This window comes from Microcoleus sp. AT3-A2 (genome assembly GCF_036705685.1).
Classification (GTDB): domain Bacteria; phylum Cyanobacteriota; class Cyanobacteriia; order Cyanobacteriales; family Microcoleaceae; genus Microcoleus.
This window is the reverse complement of the sequence record NZ_JAUBVF010000001.1, coordinates 99,837-117,252: the sequence shown is the minus strand read 5'-3', so window position 1 is coordinate 117,252 and position 17,416 is coordinate 99,837. Positions and strand designations below refer to the sequence as shown.

General features: G+C 47.1%; 10 protein-coding genes and 1 tRNA gene. 6 read left to right on the top strand and 5 right to left on the bottom strand.

Annotation, left to right across the window (positions count from 1 at the left end):
• Positions 1-391: 391 nt before the first annotated feature.
• The 5 genes from cysC to QUB37_RS00465 all read left to right on the top strand — a co-directional run bounded on the left by cysC (position 392) and on the right by QUB37_RS00465 (position 8,719).
• Entirely contained in the window at positions 392-916 is a 525-nt protein-coding gene (gene cysC, locus QUB37_RS00485) for an adenylyl-sulfate kinase (RefSeq protein WP_333158050.1), read from the top strand.
• Between the two features lie 37 nt (positions 917-953).
• A complete protein-coding gene (locus tag QUB37_RS00480) occupies positions 954-2,675 on the top strand; it encodes an SLBB domain-containing protein (RefSeq protein WP_333158047.1) in 1,722 nt (573 codons plus the stop codon).
• A 143-nt stretch (positions 2,676-2,818) separates the two neighbouring features.
• Positions 2,819-5,143 carry a polysaccharide biosynthesis tyrosine autokinase gene (locus QUB37_RS00475; protein ID WP_333158045.1) on the top strand — a complete coding sequence of 775 codons (2,325 nt, stop codon included), beginning with the start codon at positions 2,819-2,821 and terminating at the stop codon, positions 5,141-5,143.
• Positions 5,144-5,565: 422 nt separating this feature from the next.
• The gene (locus tag QUB37_RS00470; protein ID WP_333158043.1) at positions 5,566-6,933 is read left to right on the top strand and encodes an NAD-dependent succinate-semialdehyde dehydrogenase; all 1,368 of its coding nucleotides are present in this window, start codon (positions 5,566-5,568) and stop codon (positions 6,931-6,933) included.
• A gap of 148 nt (positions 6,934-7,081) precedes the next feature.
• Complete coding sequence (locus QUB37_RS00465) at positions 7,082-8,719, top strand: acetolactate synthase large subunit (RefSeq protein WP_333158042.1); 1,638 nt, start codon at positions 7,082-7,084, stop codon at positions 8,717-8,719.
• A 164-nt stretch (positions 8,720-8,883) separates the two neighbouring features.
• Here QUB37_RS00465 and QUB37_RS00460 read toward each other — a convergent pair whose 3' ends face one another.
• From QUB37_RS00460 to murA, 5 genes are all read right to left on the bottom strand, one after another.
• A complete protein-coding gene (locus tag QUB37_RS00460) occupies positions 8,884-9,015 on the bottom strand; it encodes a hypothetical protein (RefSeq protein ID WP_333158041.1) in 132 nt (43 codons plus the stop codon).
• A 163-nt stretch (positions 9,016-9,178) separates the two neighbouring features.
• Positions 9,179-10,054 (bottom strand): DMT family transporter, encoded by an 876-nt coding sequence (locus QUB37_RS00455; protein WP_333158040.1) that lies wholly within the window; start codon positions 10,052-10,054, stop codon positions 9,179-9,181.
• 191 nt (positions 10,055-10,245) lie between these two features.
• Positions 10,246-10,327 (bottom strand) — tRNA-Leu (locus QUB37_RS00450).
• Positions 10,306-11,175 (bottom strand): M48 family metallopeptidase, encoded by an 870-nt coding sequence (locus QUB37_RS00445; protein WP_333158472.1) that lies wholly within the window; start codon positions 11,173-11,175, stop codon positions 10,306-10,308. The genes QUB37_RS00450 and QUB37_RS00445 overlap by 22 nt, the downstream gene beginning before the upstream one ends.
• A gap of 136 nt (positions 11,176-11,311) precedes the next feature.
• A complete protein-coding gene (gene murA, locus QUB37_RS00440) occupies positions 11,312-12,727 on the bottom strand; it encodes a UDP-N-acetylglucosamine 1-carboxyvinyltransferase (RefSeq protein ID WP_333158039.1) in 1,416 nt (471 codons plus the stop codon).
• Between the two features lie 738 nt (positions 12,728-13,465).
• On the opposite strand from murA, the gene smc reads away from it, so the two are divergent.
• The gene (gene smc, locus QUB37_RS00435) at positions 13,466-17,356 is read left to right on the top strand and encodes a chromosome segregation protein SMC (RefSeq protein WP_333158038.1); all 3,891 of its coding nucleotides are present in this window, start codon (positions 13,466-13,468) and stop codon (positions 17,354-17,356) included.
• Positions 17,357-17,416 lie beyond the last annotated feature (60 nt).

The window sequence follows — 17,416 nt, the reverse complement described above, 5'->3', positions numbered from 1 at the left end:
TACCATTTGAGATTTTAGGTTTATGGCGAAAGGCTCAGTCAGGTGATCCGTGCGGTTAACCCTGCAGATAGATGTTCGGCGTTTGTCATTTTGGCATAATGTTAAGCTAAGGTGTTCCGTGCGTACCCTGCGGATAGATGTTCGGCGTTGGCGATCGCGAATTGAATTTTACTGTGTAAAGACTTGACAAATAATCAATCGGGAATTATGCAGCGAGCGCACAATTTTGTTACTAAGTGACCGCAGGAGCGATCGCAAATTTTGATTTCTCATTTTTGGCGCGTAAATATTGCCAATATGACACCGCGAATAACGATAATAGAAAAAAGGGAACTGCATCTATAAAGTTTTACGTCTTAATAATTTCCCAGTTACTAATTAACGGCTGAAAATGGAAAAAGGTTTTATCCTATGGTTCACCGGGCTGAGCGGCTCCGGCAAGACAACTATCACCAAAGCTCTCGAACCTGAATTGAAGGCAAGAGGTTGCAAAGTTGAAATATTAGATGGAGATGTCGTTCGCACCAACTTGTCAAAAGGTTTGGGATTTAGCCAAGAAGACCGAGATACTAATATTCGGCGGATTGGATTTGTAGCTCACCTGCTGAGCCGCAATGGAGTAGCGGTAATGACCGCAGCTATTAGCCCCTACAGAGCAATTCGCGACGAAATTAGAGCAATGGAGCCCAATTTTGTTGAAGTATATATCACAGCGCCGTTAGAAGTGTGCGAAGGTCGCGATGTCAAGGGGTTATACGCTAAGGCGAGAGCCGGAGAAATTAAGGGTTTTACGGGAATTGACGATCCTTATGAAGAACCGCTTAATCCTGAGATTATGTGTTACACAGAGCGAGAAAGTGTGGAAGAGAGTGTTAAAAAAGTTCTCAGCAAGTTAGAAGAGTTGGGTTACATTTGATGTTGGCGGGGTTGGATAAGGATAGGGGCAAAAAGCGATGGTGGTGAAAAGTTATTCGCGCAAGGTGCAACTTGAGAAAAAATCTCACCCTTCTGTCCCCTTTGCGGAGAGGGAAGGTGAAGAATTTCTCCCCTTTCCTGCAAGGAGAGGGGATCAGGGAGACGTTTCCAGCAAAAGTTGCAAGCTAAGTTATTGGCCAAGCAATGCTGTCAAAAGTTTAATTGCCCAAAGTTTAACAGTGTCAGTGCTCGCGGCGGTTGGTTCATCTCCTGCAGCGGCCCAGTTTATGCCTCCTCCTCCTCCTCCTGCTGATACGGGTTCTCCTGTACAAGTACCCGCAGCGCCGGGATTTCCGGAATTTCCGGCAAGTGCACCTTCAAGTGTACGATCGGAAGTTTACACTTTGGGAGCGGGCGATCGTATTCAAATGGACATCTTCAACGTCCCGGAATACAGCGGCCCCAACGGTCAACACCAAGTACAGGCCGACGGTTCCCTGAGTTTGCCGTTAATTGGCAGCGTTTCGGTGTACGGGATGACCTTAGAACAAGCTTCTAATGCTGTTAAAGACAAATACGGCAAATACCTTAAACGTCCTTGGATTACCCTGAAACTGCTGGCGCCGCGTCCTTTGCAAATTGCGATCGCGGGCGAAATCAACCGCCCCGGAGCCTATACAATATCCTCAGCAGCAGGCCCCGGAGGCACAGCAGAGCAAATGGGAACTCAAATGCCAACGATATCGCGGGCTCTGCGAATGGCCGGTGGAATTACCCAGTCAGCAGACGTGCGGCAAATCAAAATCCGCCGGCCCCAGCGCAACGCACCGGAACAAATTATTAGTGTGGATTTGTGGGAATTATTGCAAAACGGCGATTTGCGGGCCGATATGACTTTGCGCGACGGCGATACTATATTTATTCCCACTGTAACTAGCCTCAACCGCCAAGAAGCACCGACTTTAGCAGTAGCTAACATTACCGGACAAAGCACTCAACCAATTAATATTGCTGTGGTGGGCGAAGTAACTCGCCCCGGTACTTATACTTTGGCAAAAGAGGCTCAAAGTAGGGTACAAGAGAATGAAATGGGTGAAAATTCTGGTTTGTTTGCTGCCAGCGAAACCAACGGCGGGGAAACTGTTTTGCAGCAAACTGTAACGAGGGCAATTAAAATGGCGGGCGGCATTACGCCGGTAGCTGATATCAGACAAATACAAGTTCGCCGCCTGACACGGGCGGGTACAGAGCAAATTATTAATGTGAATTTGTGGCAACTTTTGGAAGGGGGAGATGTATCCCAAGATTTAGCGCTGCAACAGGGAGATACGGTAATCGTTCCCAAAGCCGAAAACCTCGATGCAACCCAAGACGAACAAGTTGCTAATTCTAATTTTTCACCGGATACGATTAGGGTGAACATTGTAGGAGAAGTCGTGAAACCGGGAGCGATTGCGGTGCTGCCCAACACTACTTTAAATCAAGCGCTGGTAGCAGCGGGAGGTTTTAATAAAGCGCGGGCCGAAATGGATTCGGTGAATTTAATTCGCCTCAATCCTAACGGCACCGTTTCGCAGCTAAATATTAAGGTGGATTTTTCCGCAACTGCCAATGAAGAAACTAATCCCAAACTGCAAAATAATGATGTAATTATGGTAAGGCGATCGGGTCGCGCTACGTTCTCGGATAATGTAGGCGGGACTCTCGCTCCTCTCAGCCCGCTGTTAGGAATATTTCGGTTGTTCGATATTTTTCGGTGATTTGAATAGACTGGCATTAAGGCCTCAGAAACCAGGCTTCTAGAAAAAATGGCGGTTTGGTAATGAAATATCGAGGAATCAACCGATTTCCTGAGAATCCGCCACCAATACAGACGTTTAAACTAATAAGTTGTAGAAATCAAATGAAACCAGGGAAACAATCTCAAGTAGCACTGTTTAATCATAAAAAAGCCGCTAATCTGGAAAAAATGTCTTCTGGGCTTTATGAAGAAGATAAATTTTTAGGCAGAAACAAAACCGAGGCAGAAGAGTTAAGTTTTTGGGAAGTTTGCCGCAGTCGATCAATCTTAGTCATCGGCGTAGCAGCGGCAGTGACTACCGGAGTTTTCGCCTGGACACTGAATCAAAAAAGCGAGTACGAAGGGCGCTTTCAATTATTAGTAGAACCAGCCGTTACGCAAAATACTTTAGCCAAAATCTACTCCGGTGAGCTGAAACTGCAACCAGCGGCCCCAGCGACCCAAGAAAAGGGCGGTTTTGACTACGAATCCCAAATTCAAGTTTTGCAAAGTCCGCAAGTAATGGCGCCGATTATTAAAGAGTTGCAGGCTAAGTATCCCGAAATAAACTACAATTACCTTTTAAACCAAAAAGCAGATAATTTGCCGTTATCTCAGGAAACCAGGCTGTCAATTAATCGCTTCAAAAATACCAAAATTATAGAAGTTAAGTATCGGGATTATGACCCGAAAAAAATTCAGTTTGTTTTGGAAAAAGTTGCGTTAGGATACCGCAACTACAGCGTGCAAGATACCACCACTCAAATTAGTCAGACTCTGGATTTTGTAAAATCGAAAATTCCCAACCAGCAAAAGCGCCAACAAGCTCTGCAAACAGAAATTCAAAAATTGCGGCAGCAGTACAATTTCATCGACCCGCAAATTCAAACGCAACAACTCGCGCAGCAAATCAGTGAACTTCAAACGCAAAGATTGGAAGCGCAAACGCAGCTCAATCAGCAGAGATTGCTCTATTCCAATCTGCAAAATCAGCTCGGACTTAACCAGCAGCAAGCGCTGATGGCCTCGGCTCTGAGTCAAGCTCCCCGCTATCAAGGGATGCTGACTCAATTGCAACAATTAGAAGGGGAAATTGCGATTAACTCGGCTACGTTTACCGACGAAACTCCGCAAATGCAATTGTTGCGAGAACAGCGCAAGAACCTGATTCCTTTGTTGAAGAAAGAAGCCCAACAAGTTCTGGGGACGGATTTAGCTAAGGTAAGTTCACAAGTGCTGGCTTTTCAAGATCCGGTGCGGATTAAGTTGATCGAGCAGTTTGTCGGTACTGCTAATTTAATTCAGGTGCTGGGTGTACGGAATCAAGTTTTGGAACAAGCTGCTAAGCAGTTGAACCAATACTCTCAAAAATTCCCGGTGATTTTGCGGCGCTATTCCGATTTGCAGCGCGAGTTGGATTTGACTAACAATACGCTCAATGGTTTGCTGGCAAAACAGCAAGCTTTGCAGCTTGAAGCTGTGGGCAAAAAAGAGGTGGCTTGGGAAGTTATTGCTAAGCCGGAAATTCCGCGTTACAAAAATGGCGAGTTGATGGCTGTTGCTCCGATTATGCCTTTGAATTTGGCTTTGGGGGGATTGGCTGGTTTGCTATTTGGTATGCTGGCGGCGCAGTTGGCGGAACGGTTTAACAATAAAACGGTGTTCCAAACTCCAGAGGATGTTAAACAGTCGATTCGCCTGCCTTTGTTGGGGGTAATTCCTGCTAGCGATAAAATTTTGAGACTTCCTCCTGCTGAGACAAGCCCGGTGGATGTGGCAATTTCGCCGATGCCGACGGATGCTTTTCAAGAAGCTTTTCGATCGCTCAATGCGAATATTCGCTTACTAAACGTTGAAACTCCGATTAATTCTTGCGTAATTACTTCTTGTCAAGTAGGTGACGGCAAGTCTACGGTAGCAGTAAATCTGGCGCGGGCGGCGGCTGCAATGGGGCAGCAAGTGCTGTTGGTGGATGGGGATTTACGGCGCCCGCAGGTACACGAAATGCTGGGTTTACCGAATTGGCAAGGCTTGCACAATGTGATTGCTGATGATGTGGATGTGCAACAGGTGATTGTGCGATCGCCCCGCGATGAAAATTTGTTTGTGTTAACTTCCGGCCCGGTTCCTTTCGATCCCACAAAGGTGCTTTCTTCCAAAAAAATGCAGCATTTAATGGCAGCTTTGTCAAGTCATTTTGACTTAGTTATTTACGATACTGCACCACTTTTGGGTTTGGCGGATGCGAATTTGTTGGCGGCTCACACTAACGGATTGATGCTGGTAGTGGGGCTGCATCAAACTGAGCGGGAGGCGCTGTTGTTGGCTTTTGAAGATTTAAAAATGGCGGGAATTCCGCTGTTGGGAATGGTGGCGAATAACGATAAAGGCAGCAGGTATTACTATCAGTCTTACGTGCAGGATTACGTTCAGGAACAGTCGGTTTGAGGGAGATGAATTGAGAAATGTGTAGTGGAACAGGCCGTCGCGCCTGTTCTTGAGAATGCAAGGCGGGCGGGACACCCGACCAGATATTTCCTCGATCTTGCACCATTAATTGTGAATCAAGCTTTCAGGGGCGGGCGTTCCGCCCCGCAAGAACATTTAACTTTTATGGAACAGGCCGTCTAGCCTGTTCTTGATATTTGTGCGTGATTTCAGAAAGACAAATTTTCTTAAGATTTGCGATCGAGACTCTGAACTATAATTAAAAGTAGAGAAATTTAAACAAATCGCGGCACTTGCAAATTGGCAGGACCTGAAAGAAAACGTGGCTGGTAAATTCCTATTTTGTAATACCTTGATACAACTCCCTGCCTCGGCTGAAAACTAGCAGGGAGTTTTGTGTTTTTTACACAGGAGATGAAACAATGGCTATTGCTACTATCAATCCGGCAACGGGAGAAACGCTGAAAACTTTCGAGCCACTTGCGGATGAGGTAATAGAAGCTAAGCTGGAATTAGCACAGCAAGCTTTTAAGAAATACCGCCAACTGCCGTTTGAGCAGAGAGCTCTGTGGATGCAGAAAGCTGCAGACATCTTGGAGCGCGATCGCGAAATTTATGCTGAAATGATGACCCTGGAAATGGGTAAAACGCTCAAATCTGCGATCGGCGAAGTGGAAAAATGCGCCTTAGTTTGTCGGTATTACGCCAAAAATGCCGCTCAATTTATGGCAGACGTACCCGCAACCACTGACGCTAGCAGCAGCTTTGTCCGCTACCAACCCCTCGGCCCTATTTTAGCCGTTATGCCGTGGAATTTCCCATTTTGGCAAGTTTTTCGGTTTGCGGCGCCCGCACTGATGGCGGGCAATGTCGGCTTGCTCAAACACGCTTCCAACGTGCCTCAGTGCGCTTTGAAAATCGAAGAAATTTTTACGCTTGCTGGCTTTCCCGAAGGAGTTTTTCAAACTTTGTTAGTGGGCGCCGACAAAGTAGCCAATATCGTTGCGGACGATCGTATAAAAGCAGCAACTCTCACCGGTAGCGAACCAGCGGGTGAAAGTTTGGCAGCAAATGCGGGCAAAAATTTGAAAAAAGTAGTGTTGGAATTGGGAGGAAGCGACCCATTTATTGTGATGTCCAGCGCCGATTTAGCAGCAGCTTTATCAACTGCTGTGACATCCCGGATGCTCAATAACGGTCAATCTTGCATCGCCGCCAAACGCTTTATTTTAGCAGAAGAGATTGCCGACGAATTCATCAAAGGATTTGTCGAAAAATTCAAGCAATTAAAAGTAGGCGATCCGATGTTGCCAGAAACCGATATCGGCCCTTTAGCTACTCCCGCAATCCTCAAAGACTTGGACAATCAAGTGCAAACTTGCATCCAATCGGGAGCAAAACTTCTGACAGGTGGCAGCCCATTGTCAGAGAATGCCGGCAATTTCTACTTGCCAACTATTCTGGCAGATATTCCGTCGAATGCCTCTGCCCGTCAAGAAGAATTTTTCGGGCCCGTAGCTTTAGTATTCCGAGTTGCAGGCATCGATGAGGCGATCGAACTGGCAAATAGCACATCTTTTGGCTTGGGTGCGTCAGCTTGGACTACAGTAAACTCAGAGAGCGATCGATTTATTTCCGAACTAGAGGCCGGCGCGGTATTCATCAACGGTTTAGTAAAATCCGACCCAAGATTGCCCTTCGGCGGCATCAAACGCTCCGGTTACGGACGCGAATTGAGCATCCAAGGAATGCACGAATTTGTTAACATAAAAACAGTGTGGGTGAAATAATATCCCACTCTATCAACCGATCGCACAAATCTACATAAGTCTGCGTTTATCTGCTTTTACCTGGGGTTAAAAAGTCCCATTTAGTATTTTTGCGATCGGTTGAAGAATCAATACCCACAACCCCCATTAACCGAGGAGAAAAACGGAAATGAACACAGCTCAACTATTGGTAAAATGTTTAGAAAATGAAGGCGTCGAATACGTCTTCGGACTTCCCGGAGAAGAAAATTTAGAAATTCTAGAAGCCCTGAGAAACTCTTCAATTAAATTTATTACTACTCGCCACGAACAAGGCGCCGCTTTCATGGCAGACGTTTACGGTCGTCTCACAGGCAAAGCCGGCGTTTGCTTGTCCACCTTGGGCCCTGGCGCAACTAACTTAATGACAGGAGTTGCTGACGCCAACTTAGACGGCGCTCCTTTAATAGCAATTACCGGACAAGTCGGCACAGACAGAATGCACATAGAATCGCACCAATATTTAGATTTGGTCGCCATGTTTGCACCTGTTACTAAGTGGAATGCTCAAATTGTCCGACCCAGCACGACGGCAGAAATTGTCCGCAAAGCCTTTAAAGTAGCTCAAAGTGAAAAGCCGGGAGCAGTTCACATTGACTTACCTGAAAACATCGCAGCAATGCCTGCAGAAGGAGAGCCGCTCACCAAAGACAACCGCGAAAAAACTTTTGGCGCTTACCAAAGCTTGAATAAAGCCGCTGTGGCAATTTCCAAAGCAAAAAGTCCTCTGCTTTTAGTAGGAAACGGCGCGATCCGCGCTAGCGCCAGCGATGCTTTGACACAATTTGCTACTCGATTGAATATTCCCGTAGCTAATACTTTCATGGGCAAAGGTGTAATTCCTTACACTCATCCTTTGGCACTGTGGACGACGGGATTGCAAAAACGGGATTATATTAGCTGTGCTTTTGAAGAAACTGATTTAGTGATTGCTGTTGGCTACGATTTGATTGAATATTCCCCGAAGAAGTGGAATCCCGAAGGAAAAATTCCGATTATTCACATTGGATCTCTGCCTGCAGAAATTGACAGCAGTTATATTCCTCTTATAGAAGTTGTGGGGGATATTTCTGATTCCCTCAATGAAATTTTGCAGCGTGCCGATCGCATGGAGAAAGTAGACCCTTTTGCTAAGCAATTGCGGGCGGATATTCGCGCTGGCTACGAACAATATGCAGCCGACGATGGTTTCCCGATCAAGCCACAAAAACTCATTTACGATTTGCGGCAAGTCCTGGGCCCGGAAGATATTCTTATATCTGATGTCGGAGCTCACAAAATGTGGATCGCGCGGCACTATCATTGCGATCGCCCGAATACCTGTTTAATTTCCAACGGCTTTGCGGCGATGGGAATTGCGATTCCGGGTGCGGTAGCTGCAAAACTCGTTTATCCCGATCGCAAAGTAATAGCAGCCACCGGCGACGGTGGTTTTATGATGAATTGCCAAGAGTTAGAAACTGCTTTGCGAGTCGGTACTAATTTTGTGACGCTGATATTTAATGACGGCGGTTACGGGTTAATTGAATGGAAGCAGCAAGATTATTTTGGTCATTCCGATTTCGTCAAATTTGGCAATCCCGACTTTGTGAAATTTGCGGAAAGTATGGGTTTAAAAGGCTATCGAGTGGAATCTGCAACCGATTTTATTCCGATTCTGAAAGAAGCCCTGGCTCAAGATGTCCCTTGCGTGATTGACTGTCCGGTAGACTATCGGGAAAATGCGCGTTTCAGTCAATTATCTGGGGATATGAGTTGCAATTTGTAAGAGTAGCTAGATCCCCGACTTCTTTAAAAAGTTGGGGATCTAATAATGGACATTCTTTGAGATAGAGTTTTGTAGCTTGTTTAAGATTGCCGATCGCTTCTTCTATGGTTTCGCCTTGGTCAACTGTGGGGACTTCTGGACATTCGGCAATGTACTTCTGCCAATTATTTTACCCAAGTATAAGAAGCATAAATCACTTCCTCTTCCTTCTGGCGATCTGTTGCAATTGGCTTCTCAATATCTCCGTAGAGTTTTGTTTCCACTTGTCGGAGTTGTGATATCAAATCCGGTAGCATAGGAATTAATATTACCTACTGCTTTCGAGACGGCGCCGTCCCTAATCGAGTCAACAGTTAACACTCAACCATTCAGTTTTTCTACCCGCCCGTCAACAGTCAACAGTCAACACTCAACAGTCAACAATCATTCCGGTGGCATCGGAATTGATATCAAATCTAATCACTTCAAACCCAATAATAAGGCGATTCCGCCGATCGCACCAACTACCCCTAAAACAGCCCGAATGCTCACTCTTTCGCCCGCCAGCACCGCTAAAGGCAGTATAAATAGGGGACTGGTAGAACTGAGTGTTTGAGCGATTGCTGCGGGTGCATATTTCAGCGAAGTCTGTTGCAGAAAAATTCCCAGATATGTTCCTAAAAAAGCTGCCAGAATTATTGCAGCTAATATTTTTGAGGATTTTAATTGTTTGAAACTGTCAAGGTTTGTTGGCTTCAAAAAGCACAGCATGACTGCCATACCACCGCTCAAACGCAACGCCGCCGTCCACAGGGGATCGATATCTATTTGAGTGAAGGCGGCGCGGGATAAAATTGCTCCAACGGCGTGGGTTGTTTGTCCTAATAAACTAATACCTAATCCCTGCCAAAGATGTTTTGATGATAAGGTTGTTTCGGCTGTTCGTTCTGCAATTACCCACGCTACGCCGCAGATTGTTAAAAGAATGCCAGTACAAGCAATGAGCGATAACTTTTCTTGCAAAAATATTAAGCCCAATAAAGCTGTTAAAGGGGGAGAAAGGGTTTCTAAAAGCAGCGTTCGTCTCGCGCCTAAATATTTTAATACGATAAAGAAAGCGGTGTCTCCGATGCCAATTCCTAAACCGCCGCTAATCAGCAGCATTGCTAAAATATTAGGGTTGATTGCGGGTAAAGATTTTCCTAAAATTAGTAGAGTGGCAAGGAGCATGAAAAGGGCGATCGCACCTTTGAGCAAGTTTAGCACCACTGCGGGGATTTGCTGTCCCACTCGCTGCCAGATGGTGGAAGATAGAGCCCAGACAAATGCAGCGCCTAAAGCGGCGATTTCACCCATAAAATCTGTTGACGGTTAACGGTTGACTGTTGACTGTTGACGGTTAACGGTTAACGGTTGACTGTTGACGGTTAACGATTGTCATTAGTTACCAATTCGCAATTCGCAATTCCCGATTCCCGATTCCCAATATAAATTAGGGTTCCAGACTAATCATCTGGAACCCTAGATTTATTAAGCTTTTTTAGCAGTGGGCGGGGAGAGAATCGAACTCTCATACCTTTCGGTGTCAGATTTTGAGTCTGATGCGTCTACCAATTTCGCCACCCGCCCTTTTGGGTTTCACCATCATAACACACCGATCGATTTCCTGCAAGCAAAGATTCATAATCTTTTGAACTTGCCCAGCGATCGATCTCTCTGGCGCGTAATACTGGTACAGGATGGGACAACTGAGCCGTCTGAGCTTGTTTGAGCATTTCTCCCAATTGAGTGCTGCTGAGGTCATCGTAGGCCCGCGCCTGCGCCAAAAACGCATCTACATTCAGTTTGGGAGCTAAAGTCGGCGAACCTCCGGCCAGTTTCATCAACAGTGATGCTACCACTCTTGGGTCTTGGGTGGCGAGCAAGGCGGCGCGATCGCACGTAAATTCCGCACAACGCAACCATTCCAACATTTGCGCCTGCAAACCCTGGGCGAGCACGGTTCCCACAGGCGAAATTTGACCGGCGGCCAACACAATTAAATTAGCCAGAGTCAGGTAAACTCCGTGCTCGCACTTCAAATGCCCCAACTCGTGAGCGATTACTGCCTTAACTTCCTCGTCTGTGAGCAAATCAATCAGAGAAGTGTGCATCACCACAAAAGGCTGTTTTCCCCGCATCGCAAAGGTGTAAGCATTTGGCATCGGATGCTGGCGGACATAAAGCTGCGGCGGTTCCAAATCAAGAGTTTTGCAGGCATCCAACAGTAATTGATGCAGGTGGGGCAATTGATTTTCGCCGACTTGGACGCTGGAAGCCAGATTTTCCAGCATGAAAAACTGTTCGCCAAGTTGTCCCAACAACTGCCGGACGATCAAATCCAGGCCGGGCAGTTGTTTGAGAGTGCTGGTAGCTTCCAAGTCTAGGGGGTGGCGAAACTGGTCTGCTTTCAAACCGATGAGCGGTATGTTCGACATTTTAGTCAGTTGGGAATGGGGAATTGGGAATTGGGAATTGGGCATGGGGCATGGGGAATTGGGCATGGGGAATTCTTTTGCTTCTTCCTTTTTTCCTCTTCCTTCTTCCTTCTTCCTTCTTCCTTCTTCCTTCTGACTACTTTAAACCCGATCGCACGGGATTGACAGGAGCCTCAGCAGTCGCCGGGTCTGTACCCTCTTTGACCCGTCGCAACTTAGCTCCCAATTTTTGCAGTTTCACCTCTAACTGCTCGTAGCCGCGGTCTAAGTGCTGCAAGCTGCTGATGGTTGTGACACCCTCGGCTGCAAGTCCCGCTAACACTAACGCCGCCGAAGCCCGCAAATCTGTTGCCACTACCGGCGCACCCGACAGCCGCGACACTCCGCGCACAATCGCTACATTGCCTTTAAGACGAATGTCGGCGCCCATGCGGTTGAGCTCTGCTACGTGGCGCAAGCGATTCTCAAACACGGTTTCTTTGATCAAGCTGTCTCCTTCGCTCAGCGTCAGCAAAGCCATAAACTGAGCTTGCATATCTGTGGGGAAACCAGGGTAAGGCAGAGTTTCGATGTCTGTGGCCGAGTGAGTTTGACCGGGAACTATCCGCAAAATGTCGGGGGATTCTGCAATAATTTTTGCCCCAATAGTCTGCAATTTGGCAATGACTGCGGTCAGGTGGTCGGGAATTACTGGCGACAAACTGATTTCGGAGTGAGTGATGGCTCCTGCTACTAAAAATGTTCCGGCTTCAATGCGATCGGGAATAATTGAATAGTCTACCGCGTGCAGCTTGGGAACTCCCGAAATGACGATCGTATTCGTGCCAGCCCCTTGAATTTTTGCTCCCATAGCGCGGCAGAAATTCGCCAAATCAGCGACTTCCGGCTCTTGAGCCGCATTTTCAATTATGGTTTCTCCTTCAGCCAGAGTCGCCGCCATCATCAAAGTTTCAGTTGCGCCGACGCTAGGGTAGTCCAAATAAATTTTGGCTCCTTTCAGGCGGCGGTTCGGCCCTTTGACGTAAGCGTGAACCGTGCCGTGGTCGATGTGGACTTCGGCACCGAGGGCTTGCAAACCGCGAACGTGGAGTTCAACGGGTCGGGCACCGATGGCGCACCCACCGGGCAAGGGTACTTTGGCAAATCCCAAACGCGCTAGCAGTGGGCCGATGATGAAGAAGCTCGCCCGCAGTTGGCTGACTAATTCGTAGGGGGCTTGAGCGTCTATGAGGTTGCTGGCGTTGATGTCTAAAACGTCGCCGTTTTGCTGTAATTTGACTCCTACAGCCGAGAGAATTTGCCCCATGCGGGCGACATCGACTAGACCGGGAACGTTGCGGAGACGGCAATCCTCTGGGCATAGCAGGGCTCCAGCCATGACGACTAAGGCCGAGTTTTTGGCGCCGCTGATTTTGATATGTCCTTTAAGGGGCTGGCGACCCCAAATTTGCAATACTTGTTGGTCGCTTTCAGGTGAAGCTGGCAGGTTAGATGAGTTCTGAGCTGGTGTAATGGGTTTGCCCTCCATAATGCGCTTCGTTACTTTATACATTATTAATTTTGGTTCGATTTTACCGGAAAGTTTTTATATGTCTAGGGGTAACATTAGGAATTACCGGAATTATATTTGCTGGAATTCACTATGGACAAGGCTTTCAGGTTTAATTACACAAATAATGTCGATCGAGTCTCATGAAATTATCTGTATCAAAATTTACGTTCATTTGTAGCGGTCGCTCGGATCGCAGATGTTGTACTTTTGTCAACGATCTTTTGAAGTAAAAGCCGACTCGGTTGTTGACAATGGTGTAAGATATCGGTTTGATCGACAATGCCAGAAAGTTAACACATTGTCGATCGCCCCATTGCCTGTGCTACCCTGTCAGTAACTCAGGGCTAAAGCCACTGAGCTTGTAAGAGAAATCAAACAAGCTGTACTGACCAGCCTAAGCCTTAACAGGCTACGTTATTTAGGTCATGACACCCTGGGATGCGAAGCTAGTCCCCTGCCCTGTCGCTAGTAGTTAAACAGTCTTAAAGTCACTGAGACAGTGCTGCCAGCCTAACAAGCCTCTATAACATTGGCGAAGCTAACTTTACCCCAGAAATGGGAGATTGAGGACAACCATATCCTCACGCCTTGGGGCAACCATACCCCTCTGCCCCGCGAGGGGATTCAAGGCGATTGAAATCGCCGGGTCGTTTTCCTCTCAGGACTAAAGTCTCGGAGTTTCCCACTTACCGAGTATTTTTTGTGACAACAACCGAGAGCCAAAGCTACTCCTAGCATATGGTTCACATTAAACGGATCGAACTGACTAACTTTAAATCTTTTGGTGGCACGACGGCCATTCCCGTGCTGCCCGGTTTTACTGTGGTTTCCGGGCCCAACGGTTCTGGGAAGTCCAACATCCTCGACGCTTTGTTGTTTTGTCTCGGACTTTCGAGTTCTAAGGGAATGCGGGCTGAACGTTTGCCGGATTTGGTGAACAGCGCCCAAAACAAACGCGGTACGATCGAAGCTAGCGTGACTGCGACTTTTGCGCTGGAAGATGTGGGCGAGGAATGGTTCGCGCGGGATGAAGATGAGGATGATGAAAATGCAGCAGATGAGTTATCTGTTGAAGCAGAGGAAGTCGAAGCGATAGAAACTGCCGACACTCAAGACAACAACGGCCAATCATCTGCTAATCGAGAATCACCTGTATCTGTTGAGGAAGCCGAAGGGATAGAAACTGCCGAAACTCAAGACAACAACGGCCAATCATCTCCTGTCAATCGAAAATCAAAAATCAAAAATCAAAAATCGGATGAGTTATCTGTTGAAGACGTAGAAGAGATAGAAATTGCAGCAACTCAAGACAACAACGGGCAACTACTCGCTACTAATAAAAAATCCAAAATCCAAAATCCAAAATCGGATGAGTGGAGTGTAACGCGCAAACTTCGGGTAACTCGCCAAGGTACTTACACTTCAACTTATTACATTAACGGTCAACCTTGCACGCTGACTCAACTTCACGAACAACTCAACCGTTTGCGAATTTATCCCGAAGGCTATAACGTCGTCCTGCAAGGAGACGTTACCAGCATTATTTCGATGAATTCTAAGGAACGCAGAGAAATCATTGATGAATTGGCTGGAGTCGCTCAGTTCGATCGCAAAATCTCTTTAGCTAGGCAGAAGTTGGATGAAGTTAAAGAGGTGGAAGAACGCAGCAGTATTGTGGAAAAAGAGCTGATTTCTCAGCGCGATAGACTTGCTTCCGATCGCACAAAAGCGGAAAAATATCAAAAATTGCGGGCGGAATTTCAAGAAAAGTCGCAATGGGAAATTGTGCTGAAATTCCGCCAGTTGCAAAAGCAAGAATGGAAACTGCGCGAACAAATCGAAGCGGGCGATCGCACTTCGGCATCTCTCACCGAACAACTGCAAGCAATTAGCACCCAAATTCAAGAAGCGACCGCCGAACTTGACGCGCTTAATGCCCGTGTTAAAGCTTTGGGAGAGTCGGAATTGTTGGCTTTGCAAGCGACGATTGCCACTCAGGAAGCGGAACGGCGGCAACTGCAAAACCGCAAACAGGATTTGGAAAAAACTGCTGGGCAAATGGCGGCTACTATAGCACAAACCGAGTCAGAAGTTCGGCAATTTAAGCAAAGTTTGGAGCAAATTGAGATTGAAATATCTTATGTTAAGTCTCAAATAGGAAGTTTGCAGGAACAGCGGGACGCAGCCCAGCAAAGTTTAGATGAAAGTCGGGAAGTTGCAAATGCGATCGCCTCGACGGCCGAAGTTTGGGTACAGCAGCAAACGGAACTGCACCGCCAAATCGAAACAATTCAACAAACTTTGGAACCGCAGCGTACAGAACAAGCTACCATTGGCGAAAGAGCCGATCGCCTGCAAAGTCAAATTCAAGAACAAAACCAATCGCTGCAAGTATTGGAACAGGAAATTGCAGCTAAAAAAGAGCAGCAATCTCGCCTTGTGGAAACCAAAGGCGTTGCATCTTTGCAAGTAGAATCGCTAAATCAGATTTTAGTCGAAGCCGAACAAGAATTGCAACTGCAACAGGAAACTCAAACTCGTTTGTTGGAAGAACAGCGCGAAAGACAGCGCAAATTAGACAAGCTAGAAGTGCAGTTTCAAGCACTGCAAGAAGCGACAGGAACGTTTACGGCAAAAATTGTCGCGCAAAGCGGAATTGGCGGAGTTTGTGGCTTGGTGGCGCAACTGGGTAGGGTGGAACCGCGCTATCAGTTGGCGCTGGAAATAGCGGCGGGCGGCCGCATGGGGAATATGGTTGTGGAAGATGATAGCGTGGCTGCTGCTGCGATCGAATTGTTGAAACAAAAACGGGCGGGAAGGATGACGTTTTTGCCTTTGAATAAGATTAGGGGCGGCAGGTATTCGGTGAATGAAAATTTGCGGCGCGCGGCTGGGTTTGTGGATGCGGCTGTTAATTTGATTGACTGCGATTCGCGGTATCAGGAAATTTTTGCTTACGTTTTTGGCAGTACGGTTGTGTTTAGCAATCTCAGTGACGCCCGCCGCTATTTGGGACAGTACCGGATTGTCACTTTGGACGGGGAAATTTTGGAAACTAGCGGGGCGATGACTGGGGGAAGTTCTAGTAACAGATCTACCTTGCATTTTGGCACGGTTGAGGCGAGTGAGGCTGCTAGTGAAGCCAGGACGATCGCCTCTTTGCAAGAAAGGTTGGAGGAAATTGAGCGGATTTTGGAACGGTGCAAAATTGCGATCGATCGCGCGTCTGTTGCAGTCAAAACTCGCAGCCAAGAATTGATGGAAGCAAAACAGAATTTGCGCGAAAATCAGTTGCGCTTGGAACAGTTGGATTCAGAAATTAAGAATTTGCAAGCGCAACAGGAACAAGTGCGATCGCAAATTGCGAAAAATACACAGGAATTAACTAATTCGCGATCGAGATTGCAGTTGCTGGAACGAGAATTGCCCGCACAGGAAACTCAATTGCAGCAATACCGCCAAACTTTGGCGCAGTTGGAAGAGTCGAACAGTCACAGCGAATGGCAGCAAATGCAATCGAGTTTGCGCGCTCTAGAAGCGCAACTGCAAGAGCGAGAATTGGCTCTGAGAAACGTCCAGCAGCGCCTTGTAGACTTGGAAAATCAATTTGGGCGTTTGGAAGACAAAATTAAGGAAGGTAGCGAGAAATTGCAGGAATGGCAAGTGCAGCAAAACGCGGGGGCGGATGCACTCGATTCCATTGTTTCGCAGCAGTTAGAACTCGATCGGCAAATTGCGGAAGCTAAGGCTGCTTTGGGGGAAATTGAGGAAAAATTGGGCGTGCAGAAGGGAGAGCGCGATCGGGCGGAATCTCAACTGCGAGAGCAGCATTTAGCCAAACAGCAGTTACAATGGCAGTTGCAAAAACTCTACGAAACCCAGCAAGAACGCCGGGAACAATTAGCCGCAGTCCGCACTCTATTGGAAGCGCAGCGGGCGGAAATGCCCGACCCCGTGCCGTCGATTCCTGAAAATGTCGAGAAAGCCAATTTAACGGAATTGCAGCAGGAAGTAAAGGCGATCGCCAAACGCATTCAAGCTTTAGAACCAGTCAATATGCTAGCCTTGGAAGAGTACAACCGCACTCAAGAACGCCTTCAAGAATTGAGTCAAAAATTGACAACATTGGAAGGAGAACGCACTGAACTGCTGTTGAGAATCGAAAATTTTACCACACTCAGGCGGCGCGCTTTTAAGGAAGCTTTCGACGCGGTTAACGAGAACTTCCAGACTATCTTTGCGGAACTTTCCGAAGGCGACGGCTATCTCCAGCTAGATGATCAGGAAGACCCCTTCAGCAGTGGCTTGAATTTGGTCGCTCACCCGAAGGGCAAACCCGTACAGCGGCTGGCTTCCATGTCTGGAGGCGAAAAGTCGTTGACGGCTCTGAGTTTTATTTTTGCGCTGCAACGCTACCGCCCGTCTACGTTTTACGCTTTTGATGAAGTGGATATGTTTCTGGATGGGGCAAATGTGGAGCGATTAGCTAGAATGATAAAACGACAGTCTGAACAAGCCCAGTTTATTGTTGTGAGTTTGCGGCGACCTATGATTCAATCGGCTGAGCGTACAATTGGTGTTACTCAAGCACGGGGAGCTTATACTCAAGTCATAGGACTGAAGTTGTAGTCCCGGAGTTTATGTTAACGCTCGTGTTGAGTGATATATGTACTTAATAAATCAGGATTA

Bases quoted from the DNA above. Each gene is read 5' to 3' on its own strand.
- cysC (WP_333158050.1), top strand. From the start codon at position 392: ATGGAAAAAGGTTTTATCCTATGGTTCACCGGGCTGAGCGGCTCCGGC.
- QUB37_RS00480 (WP_333158047.1), top strand. From the start codon at position 954: ATGGTGGTGAAAAGTTATTCGCGCAAGGTGCAACTTGAGAAAAAATCT.
- QUB37_RS00475 (WP_333158045.1), top strand. From the start codon at position 2,819: ATGAAACCAGGGAAACAATCTCAAGTAGCACTGTTTAATCATAAAAAA.
- QUB37_RS00470 (WP_333158043.1), top strand. From the start codon at position 5,566: ATGGCTATTGCTACTATCAATCCGGCAACGGGAGAAACGCTGAAAACT.
- QUB37_RS00465 (WP_333158042.1), top strand. From the start codon at position 7,082: ATGAACACAGCTCAACTATTGGTAAAATGTTTAGAAAATGAAGGCGTC.
- QUB37_RS00460 (WP_333158041.1), bottom strand. From the start codon at position 9,015: ATGCTACCGGATTTGATATCACAACTCCGACAAGTGGAAACAAAACTC.
- QUB37_RS00455 (WP_333158040.1), bottom strand. From the start codon at position 10,054: ATGGGTGAAATCGCCGCTTTAGGCGCTGCATTTGTCTGGGCTCTATCT.
- QUB37_RS00445 (WP_333158472.1), bottom strand. From the start codon at position 11,175: ATGTCGAACATACCGCTCATCGGTTTGAAAGCAGACCAGTTTCGCCAC.
- murA (WP_333158039.1), bottom strand. From the start codon at position 12,727: ATGTATAAAGTAACGAAGCGCATTATGGAGGGCAAACCCATTACACCA.
- smc (WP_333158038.1), top strand. From the start codon at position 13,466: ATGGTTCACATTAAACGGATCGAACTGACTAACTTTAAATCTTTTGGT.